Genomic DNA, 18,919 nt, shown 5'->3' with positions numbered 1-18,919 from the left:
CCTCAAATGTAATCGATGAAATATCGACGGAAGCGCATATGGATCATCGAACCAACAAAGAAGAGGACGAGCACGATCGCCCAGTAGTAGAGACCATACGCCCAGTTGTTCGCGAGCCAATCGGTACCGAGGAACATCGAACGATAGCCTTCAATCAAGTAATACAATGGGTTGACTTGAAGAATATCTGCGAGACGGCCGGTCGGAACCCAAAAAATCGGCGTCAAGTACATGAGCATTCGCATGAGCGATTGCAATAAGTTTTGTAAGTCGCGCACGATGGTCGTCAGTGCGGACGTGATTAACGCTAGCGAGTAAAGTAAGGCAAGAGCACTGATCGCCAAGTAAATGAACCAAAGCGAATGCAGCCCCATCGGATAGCCGAACGCCCACATTAACACGTAGGATACCGCCACTAAAATGGCATGGCGATAAAACAACGATAACAGGACGTACGCAGGAATCGTTGAGATTGGAAAGCTCATCTTAGAAACTAACCCAATCTTCGAATAGACAGACCGAGCCGTGGAAGTGATTGCCGCGGCAATAAAGAACCAGACAACAATCCCCGCAACGAGCCATGGCAGAAACGGCACGCCATCAATCGGCCTGCCGCTTCGAATACCAAATCCAAATACAAACCAATAGACTGCGATTTGCAGCAATGGCGTGACGAATTCCCATAAAAATCCGAGGTACTGCATTGAATAGTTGCTCTTCGTCTCATACGTCGCGAGACGCATGATCAGATACTTACTCGATTGCAGTTCTGAAAGAATAGCTTTCGCGGATTTAAACATGTGAATTCACCTTGAATCAACGTACGAGATTCGTTTCCTTTGTAAATTTGTACAAGTTGCCGTAGTTTACGACAGCCACATCGTCGCCAGCTGGCTTCACGATGTTGCGCGTGTCAAAGATCATCGGACGACGCATCGCTCCACTGAGTTCAGCGAAATCGAGTGTCTTGAATTCGTTGTGGTCGACGAGGACGAGGACGAGGTCCGCATCTTGAATCGCTTCTTCTTTCGATACGAGGTCGAAGCGGCTCGATGTCGACTTCTCGACGTGACCGTCATGAACCGAGATGTTCACGCCGCGGTCGAGCAAGAGCTCACAGATGTCGACGGCTGGGCTTTCACGCATGTCGTCGACGTTTCCTTTGTACGTCACGCCGAAGACAGCGACTTTCGCGTCTTCGATGCCCGCAACGAGCTTCTCGACGTTGTCGGCCACGTAAGCTGGCATCGAGACGTTCGTCTCACGCGACAAGTTGATAATTTGAGCAAGGTCAGGTGACTTCGCGACGATGAAGTACGGGTCGACCGCGAGGCAGTGACCACCGACGCCAGGACCTGGGCTATGCAAGTTGACGCGCGGGTGTTTGTTCGCCATCTCGATGACGTCGAGGACGTTGATGTCGAGGTCGTTACACACTTTAGCGAGTTCGTTCGCGAGGGCGATGTTGACGTCGCGGAACGTGTTCTCCATGAGTTTCGACATTTCAGCCGTCTTCGCATCCGTCTTGACGATCTCGCCTTCGACGAATGTGCCGTAGACGCGTGCGCCAGCTTCCGCACAGGCAGGCGTGATGCCGCCGACGATACGGTTGTTGTGCACGAGCTCATGCAAGATTTGTCCTGGAAGGACACGCTCTGGGCAGTGAACGAGGAAGATGTCTTCGCCGACGACGAATCCAGCTTCTTCAACGATCGGCTTGACGAAATCGTCCATCGTACGTGGCGCGATTGTCGACTCGACGATGATGACGTTGCCTTTCTCGACGAATGGAAGGACTTTACGTGTCGCGTCCAAAACGTAAGTGAGGTCGCACGACTTGTGCTCGTCATCATTGTTTGGTGTCGGTACGGCGATGATGAAGGCGTCCGCTTTCTCCGGTGAGAGTGACGCACGGAATTTACCTTTTGCGACGACGTCGGCTACGACTTCGCCAAGACCTGGCTCTTCGATGTGGATTTCGCCACGGTTCAATTTATCTACGACGTTTTGAGAGATATCTACCCCAACGACGTCGACGCCGTATTTAGCGAAGACTGCCGATGTCGGCAAACCAATATACCCAAGACCTACTGTACATACTTTCATTTGTAGTAACCTCCAAGTGTGTGTGTGCCCTGCGATTTCTCAGTGCGAGCATGTCCATCATTTTATTTCAGTTTCGACAATAAAACAATACTCATTATACTCTTGAACAAATCAGCCGAGCAATTACATTTTAATGACAAATCAATGTTTTTCCGTTTCGGACAACGCCTCTAGTATAAGCTGTTCCAGCTTTTTAGCAAGTGTTTCGACCGCGAAGTGCTCAAACGCATAGGCTTGAAGCGGTTTTGCAGCTTCGAGCAAACGGTCTGAATCGTAGGCGTACGAGCGAATGATGTCGACGGCGTCGGACACATTTTCGAGCAATACGTCGTCCGGATAGATTGTCTCACTTCCCGTCCAGTGACGGATGAGCGGATACGTCCCCGACGTCATCGCTTCGGCCGGAGCCAAATGGAAGCTCTCGAGATCGCTCATCGAGAGGACAAAACCGATCTTTTGCAACCATTCCGGCACGTCGTCGCCGTGGCCGTCGAACTGGACGCTCGATTGGAATTGCGGCTCTTCGAGACGGGCGAGCAACTTGTCGTAATACGCCCGCTCCTCTTCCCGCTTGTTGATCCAGTAGATCTCGTTCGGGTGATGTCCTTTAATGAAGAGTTTATAGCGGCTGTCTTGTTGTAACAGCTGCTCGAGCAAATCGAGCGCCAAATCGAGCCGTTTCAGTTTCGGGTTGACGCCAATCATGCCGAGGTGGAACGTCAAATCTTGTTTCACTTTCGGCTGCGCTAAACGCTTGCCGTCGACGGCGTTATAAATCATCGTCATCTTATGGCGCGGAATGCGGAACAGACGGTACATCTCTTCGAGCATATACGGCGAGACGAGGATGATTTTGTCGATATTGTGCAAGTTGTATTGGCGCGGGAATGGCGTCTCTTTCTCTTGACGGTGAATCCGCACAATCAGCTTCTGGTGCGGCAGCTTATGCTCCGAGTACCAGACGGCGTTGCCGAGTCCCCACTCACAGAAGATGATGTCGGCCTGCTCAAGACATGCCTTACTATGGTTGACGTTGTGAATCTTATGGCCATCCCATTGGTCGACAAGCACGTTGAAGCGCGGGTTCTCCGAGAACTGCTTCATGAACAGCTTCAAGAACTTCAAGTCATGACCAGCGAAAACGATCGTCAACTTCTTCATCGCCCACAACTCGTCGCGCAGACGCGCGTACGTGTTCGTGAACGTGTAGTACTGGGCCATGTCGTACAAGCGCTTGGCGGCCTCACGATAGATGGTGGCGTCCGTGAGTGCGAGGCGTGCCTTGTCGATGAACTCCGTCTCCGAGTTGACGAAGAGCGGATAGTCGGCACCGAGAATGAGCTCGTGCATCGGGTTACGATTGAGCAGTACCGGTTTTCCGAGCGCCCCGTATTCGAGCAGCTTCGTCGACAGCTCGAGCGAGGCGTCGAGTTCCGGATGGCGCCAAGATACGCCGACCGCACTCGACTCGATTAACGTCTCGACGTCGCGGCGCGGGATACCTTTCAACCACGTCACACCCGGGTCGTGACCGAGCCGGTGTGTCACGTCTTTGCGGAAGTTCGGGTTGTTCGGGTCTTGATTGAACTTGTCCCCGGCGACGTGAAGCTCGGCCGCCGGATGTGTGCCACGCAGTTTCGCGAACGCCGTCAAAATCTCGCTCGAATACCAGAGCGGGGCGAATTTGCCGGTATAGACGAGGCGGTCGTTCGGTTTCGTGAACGATGGCGTCGCCTCTTTCACGTTCGGAATCATCGGATTCAAGATGAGGAACGGACGCTCTGTCGGAAGGAACGTCTCAAAATAATCTTTCATCGCCGACGTCTGGCAAAGCATGCGGGCCGAGCGCGAGGCGATTTGTTTCAAGCGGGCCAATTCTTCGTCCGACGCCTGCGTATGGTCGTGGGTGAAATCCGTGATATACGTCCACGTCTTCGCCATCGTGTCTTCATATGCTGACAAGTTGTAGGCGAGCTGGAAGCCGCGGATGAACGCCAAGTCGTACGACCCGCTCATCATGAGCTCATGGATGAGCTGGGCCGCCTCAGACGGCTCGAGCACTTTCTTCTCGTAATAAGGTTCGTCCTTCTTCGGCGACGTCTCGCTGAACACGTCGAGGAAACGGACGTTCGGCAACTCACGAATCGACGCCGTCACTTCCGGTTTCACGATCGAGCGTTTCAATAAGATATCGACGTGAATCGACGGGTCTTGTTTCAACATGTGAACGACGGATGTCAGCCAAATGGCCGACCCGTCGATCAAGTTCAAGTTCACGTCCCCATAGACGAGGACGCGGAGCGGTGCTTTCGTCATAACGTTACCTCCTGGACCATTGCGTCGGAGAGATTAGCTCCGCCTTTGACGTATTGATACGGGTCGATGCTGAAGATGCGCTCCCCGGACTGGGCCAGTTCTTGGAGTGACGCATCTTTCGTCAACACGTCGAGTGCCTCTTTCACGCTATAGAAGCGGAGTGCCGCCGGTTTGACGAGCGAACGTGTCGGCACAGCGTCGAACACGTAGCGATAGCTCGCATCTGTGTCTTGTTTCTCGAGCGTCCCGTCAAACGTGTAATGGTCGCCTTTCGTCAAGATGTTGGCGTCGGCATAACGCGCCGCCAAGATATAGTCGGACACGTACGACGGGCCGTAGTAGTCTTCCCGGTTGACGTACGCCATCCATTCGAAGCCGTCCAAAATCTCGGACAAGGCGTTGTACTGCGTCAAATAGCTGAGCATGAACGTCGAGATCTCCTCGGTGTTGTACTCGTTATAGACGTCGATGTAGCCGTCGAACTTGTCGAGGAACACGACGAGATGCGTATGGGCATAGTCTTGCGCTTGATAGATCGACACGACCCGCTCCATCTCTTCTTTCGAGCGGACGATGGCGACCATGGCGACTTTGGCGTGATCGACCCGATACGGGATGCCAATCGCACCGACGACTTGGGCGAGTCGTTGCGTGTACGTGTGATACGTCAACACGTGACGCATCCCGCGCATGGCGACGTCCTCATAGAAGGCGTCATCCGTCAACAGCTTCTTGAACGTCTCGTCGAGCATGGCATCGCCCTCATCGAGGAAGACGTAATCGCCGAGCATCTGCTTGACGCCAATCGAACGCGTGCTGACGACCGGTGTCGCACAGGCGAGTCCTTCGAACACACGACGCGAGAACATCGTCGGCGAATCGTTGACCGAGTTGACGTTCAGCATGACTTTGAAGCCTTTGTATGCTTTCGCGATCTGGTTATATTTCAAACTGCCGCGAATCGAGTCACGGAACTGCTCCGGGAATTGGAGCTGGTCCGTCTCGCCGCGTTGGTTCATCTCATAGTTGCGGTCATAGATGACGAGGCCGTAACGGTTCGCTGCGGCGAACAGACGGTCCATATCTTGACGACGCGACTCGTGACGGTTCGCGTAATACGAGCCCGCGAACGACGCGTACGGTTCACGCGTACCCGGCAAGCGAATCGGATTGTGCTCTTTCGGTTGCGCGGCGAACGGGAGCGCGCCGACGCGGTCGTGACCGCAGTCGCGGATATAATCCTCGACCCGGTTCTCGTCAGTCGTGTAGACGTAGTCAAACCGTTTGGCTGTCTCGATGAAGCGATCGTAGTGGATCGGGTCTTCCTTGTTCCAGAACACGGTCGGGATGTTGTTATGACGGCACCATTCGAGCAGGCCGTCGAGTTCTTCCCACGTGTTCGTGCCGTATTTGACGATTTTCTTCTCCCACGCCCCGGCGTTCCCTTTCCACGCCGACTCGACCATCAAGAAGTCAGGTTGTTCATCGGCAAGGACGGCCGTCCAGTTGTCCGGTGTGAACGTGATCAAATCACATTCCGGACGGTACGATGCGGTCGTGAACTCATCGAAGATGGCCGCGACTTTCAGTTCGTGCAGCTCACGCGGCACGGCACGGAAAAGACGGGCTTCACGCACGTCGAGCCATTCCGGGCTGCGCGTCCGGTCGCTGATGATTTCCTCGGTGACACGAATCCGGTCGATGACCGCTTCCCCGTCCCCGTCGACACGAAGCGCGAAACGGAGGCGACGCGCCTCTTTCTCGAACTCAAAGATTTTCTCTGAACCGAGTTGGACTTGCTGCATATTCAATCGGCCTTCCGTCGAATACGTGATGATATAGAGGACGACGTTCGTCCCTTCGCCCATCTCCCCATCGACCGTGACCCGGTAACGACTGTTCGATTTGACGTCGAACAAGAAATCGACCGGCAACAGTTTGAAGCTGTTGTTCGTCTCGGCGTATGAGATGTAACGGCGATTGCCTTCCCCGGTCTTCAACTTGACGACGAGCTGGTCGTGTTTATGTTTCAGTTTGATCGTATCCGGCGTCGGCACCGTCCACATCGATGGTTTGAGCGACAGGATTTCTTCGCGACGGACGCTCTTCTCGCGGACCATACCGAGCTTCAATCCATGGAGCTCACCGTGACCTGAGAAACGGACGAAATAGCGGACCGTTGTATGGCTCGGTGTCAGGCGGATAATGCCGCTCAGCCCGAGCGGGACCTCGATCATTTGGTCTTGGCCGTCCGCCGTGTACGTGACGACGAACAGGGAAGCGTTCGCCGTGCCGGTCACCGCTCCTTTTAAATAGAAACGATAGACGTCATCGTCCATGTCCCCGAGCGGGAAATCGATGGCACGTTTCGTGTTCACGTGCGGGAGCGCCGACTCGCCGACGCCGAAATGGACGTACTGGCTGCCGACGCCGTGAAGCAACAGTTTGTCGTCTTCGAAGTCGACGACGCGGTTGATCGCCGAGATCAACTCGAGCTGTTTTGGTGTCAAATCGATGCGATAGTCGAAATCAGCGTCTTGCATATGGTAAGCCATACCTTCGACGTCCCAGAGCGAGACACCGTTGACGTTCAACTCGATGACGCTATAAGAGCCTTTCCCTTCCGTCTCGATGGCGAAGCGGACTCGCGTCTCGTTCGCGAGCAAGGCGATGTCGGTCGGTGCCTGATTGTAGACGAACACGTCACGCGAGTGCTTGTTCCGTTGGTAGAGCGACACTTTGACGACGGGATTGACGTCTCCTGTCGCCTTCGCCCGAAACTGGACGTGCAGATGACGAGTTGATTTTGAGAACATTTGCTTGAGGTCAAGCGCCTCTTCTTTCCCATCTGCTCGGTACGCGAGTGCGACCGCTTCCGGCCGTGAGACGATGACGTCCGCTCCTTCTAAGTGCACCGCATTCGATGCGGTATACCAATTCGGGACGATCGGTCCCCCTTTACGGGAAATCACGCGATTGCGCGTCTTATTGATGATTCGTTTCCCGACGCGACGTGAGCGCTGTAAACCAAGATGTGCCGCACGACGTGCTTTCGTTTGCCAACCCATATGTCTTTCCTCCAAACTGCGGGGATGTTCCCCTCGATTTCACTAATAAGGAAGCGACATATCACATGTCGCTCCCGGTTGGTCATTTTCGTTTGACGATTTTGCCGACGCGGCTTCGGATGGCCCGCACTTTAAGGAGTACTTTGCCGACTTTAGACTGTGTCAAACTTTGATATTTACGATTGATTTGAGTAAATTTCCGACTCATTTGGTGATAGCGTTTATCGGCCTTCTCGACTTCTTTCGAGATCCACTCTACCGTATAGAGCAGTTCGGCATAACGATGCAAGAGACGTTGGTATTGTTGACCCCTGATCCGGTATTCACGTTGAAGTCGTTTGTTCTCCTCGATTTGTTCAGCGAGCTGCATCTCGAGAAGGTTCTTTTCTTGTTTCAATTGTTCACTCATGGTTGTCACCTCAACGGAATACGTCGAAATATAGACGTTTCAATTCATTTTTTTGACCGCTCTCGTACAGATCGATGAACTGTTTGAAGCGCGGGCTTCTCGGTTCGAGCGGCTTGAACTGCTCATAGATGGCATATAACAGGTCCGCATTGCCGAGGAAGTCCTCTTCCCGCGACCGGCGAATGAACTGGAGATACCATAGCTCGAAGAACCGTTCAAAGCGCGTCTCGCGATAAACGTCGAGCACACCTTCACGTTCGAACGCTTTCGCTCGGGCCGTCTCACGCAAGAGACACTTCTCGAAGTAACGGCGTGTGATCGTGTTGACGGTCGACCCGGCCACGGCCGCGTAATAATCGTGGATCGTCAAATCGACGAGTGCGACCCGTTCTGCCGACAAGAACATCTCTTGGAAGAAGAGCGAGTCTTGACCGACCGCACCGATCACTTGCTTCAATCCGTTCTCGACGATGAAGTCGCGGCGGATGACCATCGCTTGGATGCTTTGGACTTTGAAGTTGTGCTCGAGCAAGTAGGAGCGCGGATCTTCGATCATGCGAATGCCATCTTTTTCAAGCCCTTCGAGTTCAATCATCGCCTCACGGTTCGACAGCTTCAACATACTGCCGACGGCGAGGTCGAGTCCCGGTTCGCGTGTCATCAACTGATACAGCTCATGATAGCCGTCGTTGACCGCCTCGTTATCCGGATCAAGGAACGCGATATATGGAGTCGTCGCAAGCTCGACGCCCTTATTACGGGGGCGTGAGGCACTACCGCTGCCGCCATCCGCGAACGAGTACGTGTAGACGTTCGCGTGCTCACGTGCCAAGCGCTCGACGTACCGAGCCGTCTCGTTGTCGGTCGAACCGTCGTCGACGAGCCAGATTTCCATGTCGTCAAACATCGAGCTCCGCTTCAAACTGAAGAAGCATTTGTTATACAAGTAACGGCCGTTGTTATATACCGGCACGACGACAGACAGTTTATAGTCACGCGGTGCGTTCGGCGTCACGACGACCTCGCCTTTGACGAGCTCGTATCGGTCAATCGCATAACCTGGTAACGTGCGCGTTTTGAGCGTCCGCGTCGCGACTTCTTTGAGCGACAACTGTTCGGCGACGAACACCGAACGGTGGACGTCGGTCACGTCCGTCACATAGTCATGTTCCGGGCCCGAGACGAACGTCTCGCCGTCGAAGTAGGCCGTTTTCGTCACGAACGAGACGTCCGTGTATTTGAAGGCGTTAATCATGTCTTCCAAGTAGTACGCCTCATACGTATAGGCCGAGTCAAAGAACGCGACGAACGCCGCTTCTTGTAAATCTGTCTCGGTCACGGCGTCCGCCATGCGGAAACGGACGCTCGCATAAGTCTGTGCGTCGATCATCGCTTGGAGACGCGACTCGTCACCCGAGCCGACGACGAGGACAGGGCGTGCCCCGAGCGTCTCCGTCTCGAGTCCGAGCGCGAACAACATCTCTTCAAACCGGTCGTGTAGCGTATGGCCGCCCATAACCGTGCGAACACCAGACAGTTGCTGGCGGACCATCTCGTCTTCTGTCTTGAACATGTTCAAGATTTGTTTTGCGTCCAAACGACCCGTCGCGATGAACACGTTCGGGAAATCGTTGTTGACGGCGATATTATAGTTCGTCAAGACGAGATTGCCGCGCGCCTGTGCATCATAGATCTCTTGGGCGCAGTAAGTCGGACTGTTCTTCACTTCGTTGACATGAAGAATCCAGTCGACCGATTTTTTCAAGTCATCCATGTTCGTCTCGCTGGCGACGAGATATGGACGATACGCCTCGCCGACTTCTGTATGTTGATCACGGTTCGACTTCGTCACAAAGAGTTGATGGTCCGTCTCTAACACACCGTCCATCAATTTGTTGACGTCGTCCATGAACACGTTGCGCATCGGGAACTCGTTCGTGACGAGGACATCGTTCAGACGCGGGCGCGTCATCCCGATCGGATTGTGAAGCAATTGGTTGACGAACGGCTTGATGACGAAGACACGGTCATGGTTGCACAGTTCCGTGTAATCTTGAACCCGTTCTTCGTTGGCCGTAAAGACGACATCACATTTTGCCGCGAGTGATGCAAAACGAGCGTAATGGTTCGTATCGACCTCGGTATGGAACACGGTCGGGATGTCCCGATAGTTCGCTTGTTTGATCAGTTTTTCGAGCCATTCACGCGAGTGCGATCGTGGTGTGCTCATATGATCAAAACTTGTCGCCGCTTCTCCTGGAAGAATCGGGCTGATCATCAGGAACTCGATATTTACGTTTGAATTGACGAGCTCTAAAAACTCGGTGACCGTACTGAACGTATGGATGTTGCAGACGTTACGCCACGTCTCGGCCCGTTCGACCGGTCCGACGAACGCCACGTCGATGAGTTTCTTCTTATAGTAATACGCGGTTCCGTTCGACGACGGGAATGAAGCCACGTCGCTCGGGAATCGCTCGGACGCCGTGTCCCATTCTTGTTCGAGAGCCGTGTGGTAGGCTTCGAGTTTGGCGTCGTCCCAATACGGGAGCTGGGCTTTCTTCGTCAAAGACGGCAAGTCGTTGATGAGAACGACATCGCCTTCATCTAGTGGTTCTTTTTGTGAAATCCGTTCCCGTTCGGCACGTACCCATTTCGTGTGCGCTTGAACGTCGGACAATAATCGTCTTACATCCATTAAATTCGCCTCATTCTTTCATCATGTCGTATCGTAGGCTTCACACCTACACCCTCTGTCATAGTATCAAATATCAGATAGGCAAGCAATTTCAGTCAGATGACAATCCATTGACCCGTCCCTCTTGTCGTATACCCGACTTTCACGACCATTAACAAAAAAACACTCCCCTGAAAAAATCAGGAGAGTGAAACTGCTTAGTTTGCTGCTGTGTCGACGATGCGACCTTCCACTTTCGGCTCAACGGTTTTGAGACCGGCCACATGGTCACGCAAGTTTTCCCAGTCCGAGAGACCGAGGTCTTGAACGCGTCCTTCTGTATAAGCTTTGCCGAGTTCTTCGAAGCCGTCGCCGCCTTTCGCCGTGAAGGCGTTCGTCGCGACTTTATATGTCGTCGTGTCGTTCGCAACGAGGACGTATGCGTCGTCTTTCAAGTACTCGATTTTTGTCACGCGTTCGCCTGACGGTTTCGAGCTATCGTACGTCACTTTCAAGCCAGCCACGTGAAGGAAACCGCCGTTTTCGCTCGGAAGTGGTCCGACGCTGCGCTCGAACGTTTGGTAAATCTCTGTCCCAGTGAGGTCAGCGATGGCGAGCGTGTTGCCGAACGGAAGCGTCGTGAGCACTTCGCCGATCGTGATTTCCCCTTCATCGATGGCTGCACGGATGCCGCCGCCGTTTTGCATCGCGCCGATGACGTCCGCGTTGAACGTCTTCGCTTTCGCGAGCATACCGTCTGTGATCAAGTTACCAAGCGCCGTCTCGTTTTTACGGACGCTCTCACCTGTCGTGTTACCGATGTCGCTCGTACGCGGGTTCGTGAGCGCTGCCGTCGCTGTAGCGCCGGTCGGTTGGTTTTTCAAGGCGTCGACATCTTCTTTGAACGGCGCGAGGAGTTGCGTCGCTTTCGCGTCTGCTTCAAGTTTCGACACGTCGATGACCGAACCTTCATGTGCGACGACTTTACCGTCATGGTCGAACGTGACGTCGAGTGTGCCGAGGTATTGGCTGTACTGGTACGCTTGGACGATGATGGTCGGGTTATCCGAATCCGCGTTCTTCACGACCGGTTTCGTAAGCAACGAGTGCGAGTGTCCGCCGATGATGACGTCGATCCCTTCAACTTCTTCCGCAAGGATTTGATCGTTGTCGACCGCTGGGTTGTCATCATAGCCTAAGTGCGTGACCGCGACGATGTTGTTGACGCCAGCTGCCTCGAACGCTGCCACGGCTGCTTTTGCTTCCGCGATGTAGTCTTGGAATTGCGTGTCGCCTGGGCTGGCGATGTCAGCCGTCTCTTCTGTTGTGAGACCGAAGAATCCGACTTTGACGCCGTCCACTTCTTTGATGACACCTTCATAGAGACGACCGTTGTATGGCTTGTCCGTCACCGCATCGCGGTAGAGCGATTTCAAGTTCGCATCAGCTGAGAAGTCGAGGTTCGAACTGACGAACGGGAAGTTCGCATAGCGGATGAACTTGGCAAGCTCTGCGTTGCCGTCTTCGTCGCCGCCGAGGTCGAACTCGTGGTTTCCGAGCGTCATCAAATCGTATTTCATGTAGTTCATGAGTTTCAAGTCAGCCATACCTTCAAACTTGTTGAAGTAGAGCGAACCTGAGAATACGTCCCCCGCATCGATCAAGAGAGCGTTCGGCTTCTCGGCACGAACTTGCTTAACGGCTGTCGCGCGTTTCGGCGCCAAGTCGAGTGAAGCGTGCGTGTCGTTCGTGTGCATGAATGATACTGTATTCCCACCGACCGAATATGGAAGCTCAGCTTCGATTGTGCGGCCGTTGCTCGTGAACTTCGCATGTGCCGTGAACGATCCGATTTTTGACGTATCGATGCCATGGACGCGGACGAGACGCTCGACTGTACCGTTCGCAAAGCGAACATCGAGACGAAGTGCGCTCGGCACGTTTTCCCCTTGTTTGAACGAGAGTGCTTCAGCCGGCTCGATGGCGACCGGATAGTTCAAAACGCGGACGCGCTTCTCGACTTTCAACCCCTTGCCGAGAACGATTCCTTTCGCCGTTTGATATGTACCGAGTTTGTTCATCTTGACCGAAGACTTGTACCAGTGAATCTTGGCCCCTTTGTATGTCTTGTCGAGTGACGCGTCGAGGTCCCCTCCGCGGACGAAGTCCGTTTTCAGTTTGACCGTCTTCGCTTTCGGTGCCGCGTCAGCTGTCGCTGCCGGAACGATCGATGAAGCGGTGATGGCCGCCACAGCGAGTGAAGCGTACAACTTGTTCGTTTTACGTGTGAGCATTTGATTTTCCCCTTTCAAATGTGGTGAAGCAGAACTAAAACGAATGATAGCGCTTACAATGTCTGACGGAGTACAATTGGCCTTGCTCCCTATTCCGTCTTCAGACCTATCGTTTCAGAGACCACTCTCCTCTCTAAACATATCCAATTCCACTAGTAAATACAATTAATTTTTCGTTAATTCCGTGTATCTTTTCCAAAAAATCCCCCGACTGCAACATCGAGGGATTCCTTGGAAATTGAAACACGTTAGGCAAAAAGCCTTACTCCGCTTCAATCAACTCATGAACTTGTGTGAACGGACTCGATGCCCCAGCCTTCAAATGACCGTGCTCGATTTCTTGAAGACGCAGCGCCTCAAGTTGCATCTTTGAGGCCGCGCCCCATTTGTTCGGTCCACAGTCACGGAGGGCGACCGTCCGGACCATGAACTCGGTCGTCTCAGCCGTCGCATCGAACTCGACCCATACTTGGTTCGGGCCGCCCCAGGCCGCGATATCCTCGGACAAGTACAAGACCCCGTCGACCCAAATCTCGTAGCGCATCCGTCCTAAGCCAAGGGACGACCGTTTCTCGAACGGGTTGAGCACGTTCAAGTTCAAGCGATACGTCTGTCCTGATTTCGTCGGTAGAATTTGCGTGTAGACCATGTGATCGCCTTTTTTCATCGCGTTCGCCTCAAGATGATACGACACGTTCGTCGTCAAGCGACGTACGTTCAGTGGGATCGTCGACTCGTCCAACCGTCCGCTCGTGATGACCCCGTTCAGCGGCATCCAGTCTTGGTCGAGCGTCGGATGCAGATAATCGCGCATCGTGTCTCGTTTATTCACGCCCCAGAACGCGAGCACCGGCCACTCATGACCGATCACTTCATAGAACAGCTTTGCGTATAGACGGTCCCCATATTCAGGCGCGAGGAACAACTCGAGGATGGCCCGGGCGTTGAACGGAATGTACGTCTCGAAAGCGACGTCGCTCTCGGCGAGCACTTGCTGGTGCCACATGCCCATCCGGTACTCCCAATATAACAAGTCGTACGGGTCATAGCCGTGGAGCGTCGCCTCGGTCAACCCGACCGCTTCAACGTAAGACGTCCATAACGCGACGACACGGTCATCTTCCCGCGACTTCCATGAATAGCAACGAATCGCGCCTTCGACGGTGAACTCGGCCGGGAGGGTACGGTTTTTCCGGTAAAAGGCACGACCGATCTCGAGGATGTTCGACCGTAGATGTCGCGTCGGCCGGTCGTTGTACAGCTTCATATATTCATAGGCGTGGGCATGACCGTGATTTGACGTCACACTTTGGCGCATCATATCGCGAAACGGTTTTGTCTCGTCCGCTTGTTCGAACGCTCGGCCGTCGACCGGGATGATACGATGGGCGAATCCGAGGTCGCGCGCCATCATCGTGGCGACTTCCGCATCGATATCGAGCGACTCGACGTGCGCCACGTTTTGGTAAGTGAACGCCTCGATGTTTGCGAGGAACGGTTTCAGGAGCGCGAGCGACAGACGGCTGTCGATCCCGGCCGTGAGGGAGAAGATGATGCGTTCGTCTGTCTCGAACAGCTGATGCAACTGGTTGTCGAACCAGGTCCGGAGCGGTTCGATCGCCGCCTCGACTGGTAGCGATTCAAGCGGACGCCGTGGATAATAACGGGTCATCACACATGACCCATCGACGAAATGGTTCGGAACGAGAATCCGGATCGTCTCATAGATCGTGAAGTGACCCGGCAAGTGGTAATGGTTGTGTTGACGCAACTCGCTTGAACAGAGCGGGTGCGGTGCGGACTGGACGTCTTCTTGCAACAGCTCTAAATGACTGGCGGCCCGGAGCGGCGCTTCTGTCGTGAAGTAGACGCCGCGCATCCCTGTCGCATCGTGGTAGAGCCGGACGGATGCCTCGTCGCCACGAATGAGCACATAACGACCGCCCATGAAGTCGAGTGACTCATGAAACGCTTCCGTCGTTTCTGCGCTCAGTCGCGCAAGCAAGTTCATCCGGTCACGCTTCATCGCTCGGATGTCAATGACATCCCCCATAGCGAGCATCCACCGATTTCCATTTTGAATCAAGTCGACCTGAGTGATTGGGTCATAGTAAAAGAAGTCACCGTTCGGCAAAGTGACCATATCCCACCCGTCACGTGTGGTCTGTGTCGGCGTCATTAAAAATCCACGTTGATAAGCTTGCATCGTTTTCCCTCATTCTATAGTAAATTCTTGCCTCGACTCGAAAAAAGATGAGCACCGGACGTGCCGGTAACTCATCGAGATTGACTGATGATGGTCATCCAAATATTAGAGGTAGAACCCGCTGCTTTTGCATAGTCAGCCGGTTTAGCCAAATTGAGCTGAACACCGTTTTGATATAAATACAAATGGGTCACTCTCCCGCCACCAGAAGCCCCGATCGTGATGCCTCGTTTCGTGAGCGTCTCGTCCGGTTCGGCAATGATAGAGACGACCGAATCGCCGCGATCACGACGGACGATGATCGTCCCACGTTTCGGGTCGATTTGGGCCCCTGTGAAGCCCATCGGTTTATGACTGCTGTTCGAGTGTATGTATAGGCCTTTCGCATCTAACCGTAGCGCCATCCCGCTAAATCGCAAATCGTTTCCCAAGGTAGACGCATGAAGCTTCACTTTCGCCTCGGCTTCTTGGTTTTGTTGATAGATGACGCCAGATAAAATCAGACAGACCAAGACGAACGTCCTGACGAGAAATTGGAACTTTCGTCTCTGTTTCCGTTGTGCACGACTCATAATACCCCTCCAAATTATATATTATTCCTAAAGAAAATAGAACCAATATAATAATACCTTATTTGTTTTAAATTTCCATAATTTATTGGGATTAATATGTATTTTTTTCAGTTTACTACATAGTAAAACCGGCAGCGTCAAACGCTACCGGTTTCAAGATGGCTCCGCCCGAAGGCTTTGCTCTATTTAACCCTAAGGGAGGGTCAATAAATGTCAGCGCTAATTACTTAGCGATGTTCACCGAAGTGAACAATGGGTGTTTGTTGTTCGCGAGGTCGAGGACTTCGAACGCAGCACCTGGTTTGAGCGTGAGCGTTTGAGCCGTCTCAGCCGGAGTCAACACACGGTCAACCGTGATTTTGACTTGGTTCGACTGCGATCCCATGACTTCTGAGACTTTCGCAGATTTCGCGAGGTCTTGGTCGCCGACGAAGAGTTTGAAGTCTTCATAGCCGTCCTCGATTGAGTAGTCTGCGATCGACTCATCGAACGTGAGCGTGATGATCGCGTAGTCGCCTGACACGTTGTTCGACGTGAGAACTGCCGAAGTGAGACCTGGAAGGTCGTTTTCAGCGAACTTCTCGTTCAAGGCGAGTGTATCCATGACGTTGCCCGCCACGTCTTTAACGTTTTGGATTGTGAACGCGTATTTACCAGATGTCTGGATCGCGCCTTCTTTGAGCGTCAACTTGATGACGTCACGTTTCTCGTTCGTGAAGACGGCTTTCTCAGCGATCGCTTTGCCTTCGATCAAGAAGTTGCCCAAGTAGAGTGATGATGGGTCAAGTTTCTCGCTGAACTTGAGGTAAAGTGTGCTGTTGTCCTTCTCTTGGAAGTAGTAGCCATCGAACGTCGGCTTCTCTTTCTCGATTGGGCTCGATGTGATTGAGAACTTGATTGATTGAGCCGCGCTCGCGTTGCCGACGACATCCTCTACGAGGTTCTTCGGAAGCGTGACCGAGTAGTTTCCAAGTTCAAGATCCGAGATCGGCGTCTTGATTTGGTTCTTCGAGTAGTACGAAGCGTCTGTCCATGCTTTGACTTTCTTCTCGACACCGTTCGGCGTGATGTACGAACCGACCATCTCACCATCGTAGAGCGCGTTCACTTCTTCAGAGAACGTGAGGACGAGGTGGTTCTTGCCGTCGATGACTTTCACTTCTGCTCCAGTCACAGTCGGTGCAGTCGCATCGTTTGTGAAGTTGACGAGTTTCGTTGACGCTGCGCCGTAGTTGCCAGCGAGGTCGCGGAACTCAGAAACTTTCACGTCGATTTGACCGATGAACGTGCTGTCACGGACAGTGAGGACTTTGCCTGACTCGTCGAGCCATGCGTTGTCGTCAAGGTCAGCTTCGATGTCACCGTTTGTAAGCGTGATTTTCGCAACATGGTTGTAACGATCCACATAGACAGCCTCAGAGAATGTCACTGTGAGGTAGCCCGGTTTCGAAGACGACATGCCGACGACTGCAGGTGCTACACCGTCAACGACTTTCTTCTGAACGACCTTCGTCACTGGGTTTGGTGTGATGAAGTTGCCAGCGAAGTCACGGAGACCGACGAGCGTCAACTTGTAATCTTTTCCTGCGACGAACTGAGCGTCTGACAAGTCAAGGATGAACGACTTACCGTCCCACGAGAGCTTGTCGACATCAACTTTGTAGCCAGCGCCAGAAGCGTCTGTCAACTCAAGTTTCTTCTCAAGCGCTTCTTCTGAGTCAACGTTGACCGGCTCAGAGAACGTGAACTTCACGCGGTTGTTTTCAAGGTACTCAGGATCGTTAAGGACTGGGCGCACGTTATCTGTGAGCGTGTAGATTCCTTTGAACGGTACGAGATCTTTGCCGTCAAGACCTTTGATCTTCGAGCTGGCAAGCACGGCGTAACGGCCGTCGAATGTCTTCTCGGCGCGAACGACGAGCGTTTTGCCGTCTTTCGAGAGTGTGCCGCGCAGTCCTTTAAGGCGTTGCGCATCTGGGATGTGATCGATTTCGACCGTTCCATCTTTGAGCATGCCGTTATAAAGAAGTGTGCTCGCGTCAACCGGTTTCGAGAAGTTGATTTGAAGTTCTTTGGCGTTGAGCAACTCGACGCTTGATACCATCGGTGCTGACTCGACGACTTTATACTTGAACGATTTCGAAACCGTTCCATACGCTTTGTTCGAGTAAGTGAACGTCGCAGTGAACTCGCCGACTTGCGACGTGTCGATACCAGACCATGAACCCGGCTTCATGTAGACGCGGTCTGCGAATTTGACCGGCTGCGAGCGGATACCTGAGACGGCTTGTCCTTTTTCGAAGACGAGCATTTCTTTCGGTCCGATCACTTCTTGAGCGTAGTTCAAAACGCGAACGCGCTTCTCAACTTTGATGCCCTTCCCTTTGACGAAACCTACCGCCGTTTGGAAGACACCGAGCTTGTTCATGTTGACTGAAGACTTGTACCAGTGGATCTCTGATCCGTGATACGTCTTGTCAAGCGCTGCATCCAAGTTCCCTTGACGTACATAGTCCGAGCTGAGCTTGACGACAGGCATTGCCGCTGAAGCCGACATTGCTGGTGCGACCGCTGCCGCTGTCACTGCAAACGCTGCCGCTGCCGTGACAAATTGTTTTTTGTTTGCCATCTTGTTTAAATCCTCCCTTTGGTAAAATGCGATTTCTGCGTCTTCGACTCCCCCTCGTCCTCTCGATCACGCCTCAAGGCACCCTTACTGCCATGAGTTATGTATAGCATCGATAGGACTTGGGTCATACAAAAACAGGTATCTAAAACCATACATTGACTTTTAGCCTATGCATCGTCCCAGATTGCTTACATCCATAATATACATAACGTTTCCAATTGAAACAAGCGACTTTTTATCGAAAAAGGGAAATGATAATGCATTTTCGTATTTTTATTTAGAATATTCAAGACGCCCATCCAGAATTACCAGTGTGATTAAAATAGCATAAAATCAACAAAGTAAGCGCTATCAATGATTTTAATCAAGATCAGACTTCTGTCATCAGATTCGATTTTTATGAAATGAACACTTAAAATATAATTTCCAGTTATCGTTTTGGATTTTACATTTAATAAACCTATATTACCTTTAATTTACATTTAATTATGTGAGTAATGTTTTTTAATAAACCAATTTATTACCAATTCAGAACTTCTACTGATTCGTCCGACACGAATTACGCTTTTCGAATAGGACTTTTGGGTCAGATGAATATGGACGATTCATAGCCGGTGAGACGTTTTTTCTTCAATACGACAG

Annotated in this window: 10 protein-coding genes; all 10 read right to left on the bottom strand. The window is 52.6% G+C overall.

The genetic code is table 11. From position 1 onward, the window contains the following. Positions 1 to 2 precede the first annotated feature (2 nt). The 10 genes from KNP60_RS02705 to KNP60_RS02660 all read right to left on the bottom strand — a co-directional run bounded on the left by KNP60_RS02705 (position 3) and on the right by KNP60_RS02660 (position 18,277). Positions 3 to 800: an ABC transporter permease gene (locus KNP60_RS02705; RefSeq protein ID WP_034778846.1), complete on the bottom strand. Its 798-nt coding sequence runs from the start codon at positions 798 to 800 to the stop codon at positions 3 to 5. Positions 801 to 816: 16 nt separating this feature from the next. Continuing rightward, positions 817 to 2,106 carry a nucleotide sugar dehydrogenase gene (locus KNP60_RS02700; RefSeq protein ID WP_214754072.1) on the bottom strand — a complete coding sequence of 430 codons (1,290 nt, stop codon included), beginning with the start codon at positions 2,104 to 2,106 and terminating at the stop codon, positions 817 to 819. Positions 2,107 to 2,247: 141 nt separating this feature from the next. Then, positions 2,248 to 4,422 (bottom strand): glycosyltransferase, encoded by a 2,175-nt coding sequence (locus KNP60_RS02695; RefSeq protein WP_214796874.1) that lies wholly within the window; start codon positions 4,420 to 4,422, stop codon positions 2,248 to 2,250. After that, on the bottom strand, positions 4,419 to 7,490 hold the full coding sequence (locus tag KNP60_RS02690) for a CgeB family protein (protein ID WP_214754076.1): 3,072 nt from the start codon (positions 7,488 to 7,490) through the stop codon (positions 4,419 to 4,421). The genes KNP60_RS02695 and KNP60_RS02690 overlap by 4 nt, the downstream gene beginning before the upstream one ends. An 82-nt stretch (positions 7,491 to 7,572) precedes the next feature. Continuing rightward, positions 7,573 to 7,899, bottom strand: a complete 327-nt coding sequence (locus tag KNP60_RS02685) for a hypothetical protein (protein WP_034778855.1) — start codon at positions 7,897 to 7,899, stop codon at positions 7,573 to 7,575. A gap of 10 nt (positions 7,900 to 7,909) precedes the next feature. Then, positions 7,910 to 10,597 (bottom strand): glycosyltransferase, encoded by a 2,688-nt coding sequence (locus tag KNP60_RS02680; RefSeq protein ID WP_214796873.1) that lies wholly within the window; start codon positions 10,595 to 10,597, stop codon positions 7,910 to 7,912. 197 nt (positions 10,598 to 10,794) lie between these two features. After that, a complete protein-coding gene (locus KNP60_RS02675) occupies positions 10,795 to 12,870 on the bottom strand; it encodes a bifunctional metallophosphatase/5'-nucleotidase (RefSeq protein WP_214796872.1) in 2,076 nt (691 codons plus the stop codon). 262 nt (positions 12,871 to 13,132) lie between these two features. Beyond that, positions 13,133 to 15,076 (bottom strand): asparagine synthetase B family protein, encoded by a 1,944-nt coding sequence (locus tag KNP60_RS02670; protein ID WP_214796871.1) that lies wholly within the window; start codon positions 15,074 to 15,076, stop codon positions 13,133 to 13,135. Between the two features lie 71 nt (positions 15,077 to 15,147). Then, entirely contained in the window at positions 15,148 to 15,648 is a 501-nt protein-coding gene (locus tag KNP60_RS02665; protein ID WP_214796870.1) for a hypothetical protein, read from the bottom strand. 223 nt (positions 15,649 to 15,871) lie between these two features. Further along, the gene (locus tag KNP60_RS02660; protein WP_214763491.1) at positions 15,872 to 18,277 is read right to left on the bottom strand and encodes an Ig-like domain-containing domain; all 2,406 of its coding nucleotides are present in this window, start codon (positions 18,275 to 18,277) and stop codon (positions 15,872 to 15,874) included. Positions 18,278 to 18,919: the final 642 nt, after the last annotated feature.

Origin of the sequence: Exiguobacterium sp. s5 (assembly GCF_018618075.1) — a bacterium.
Lineage (GTDB): Bacteria > Bacillota > Bacilli > Exiguobacteriales > Exiguobacteriaceae > Exiguobacterium > Exiguobacterium mexicanum_A.
The sequence above is the reverse complement of the archived record's forward strand: the minus strand, read 5'-3'. Positions and strand labels throughout refer to the sequence as shown.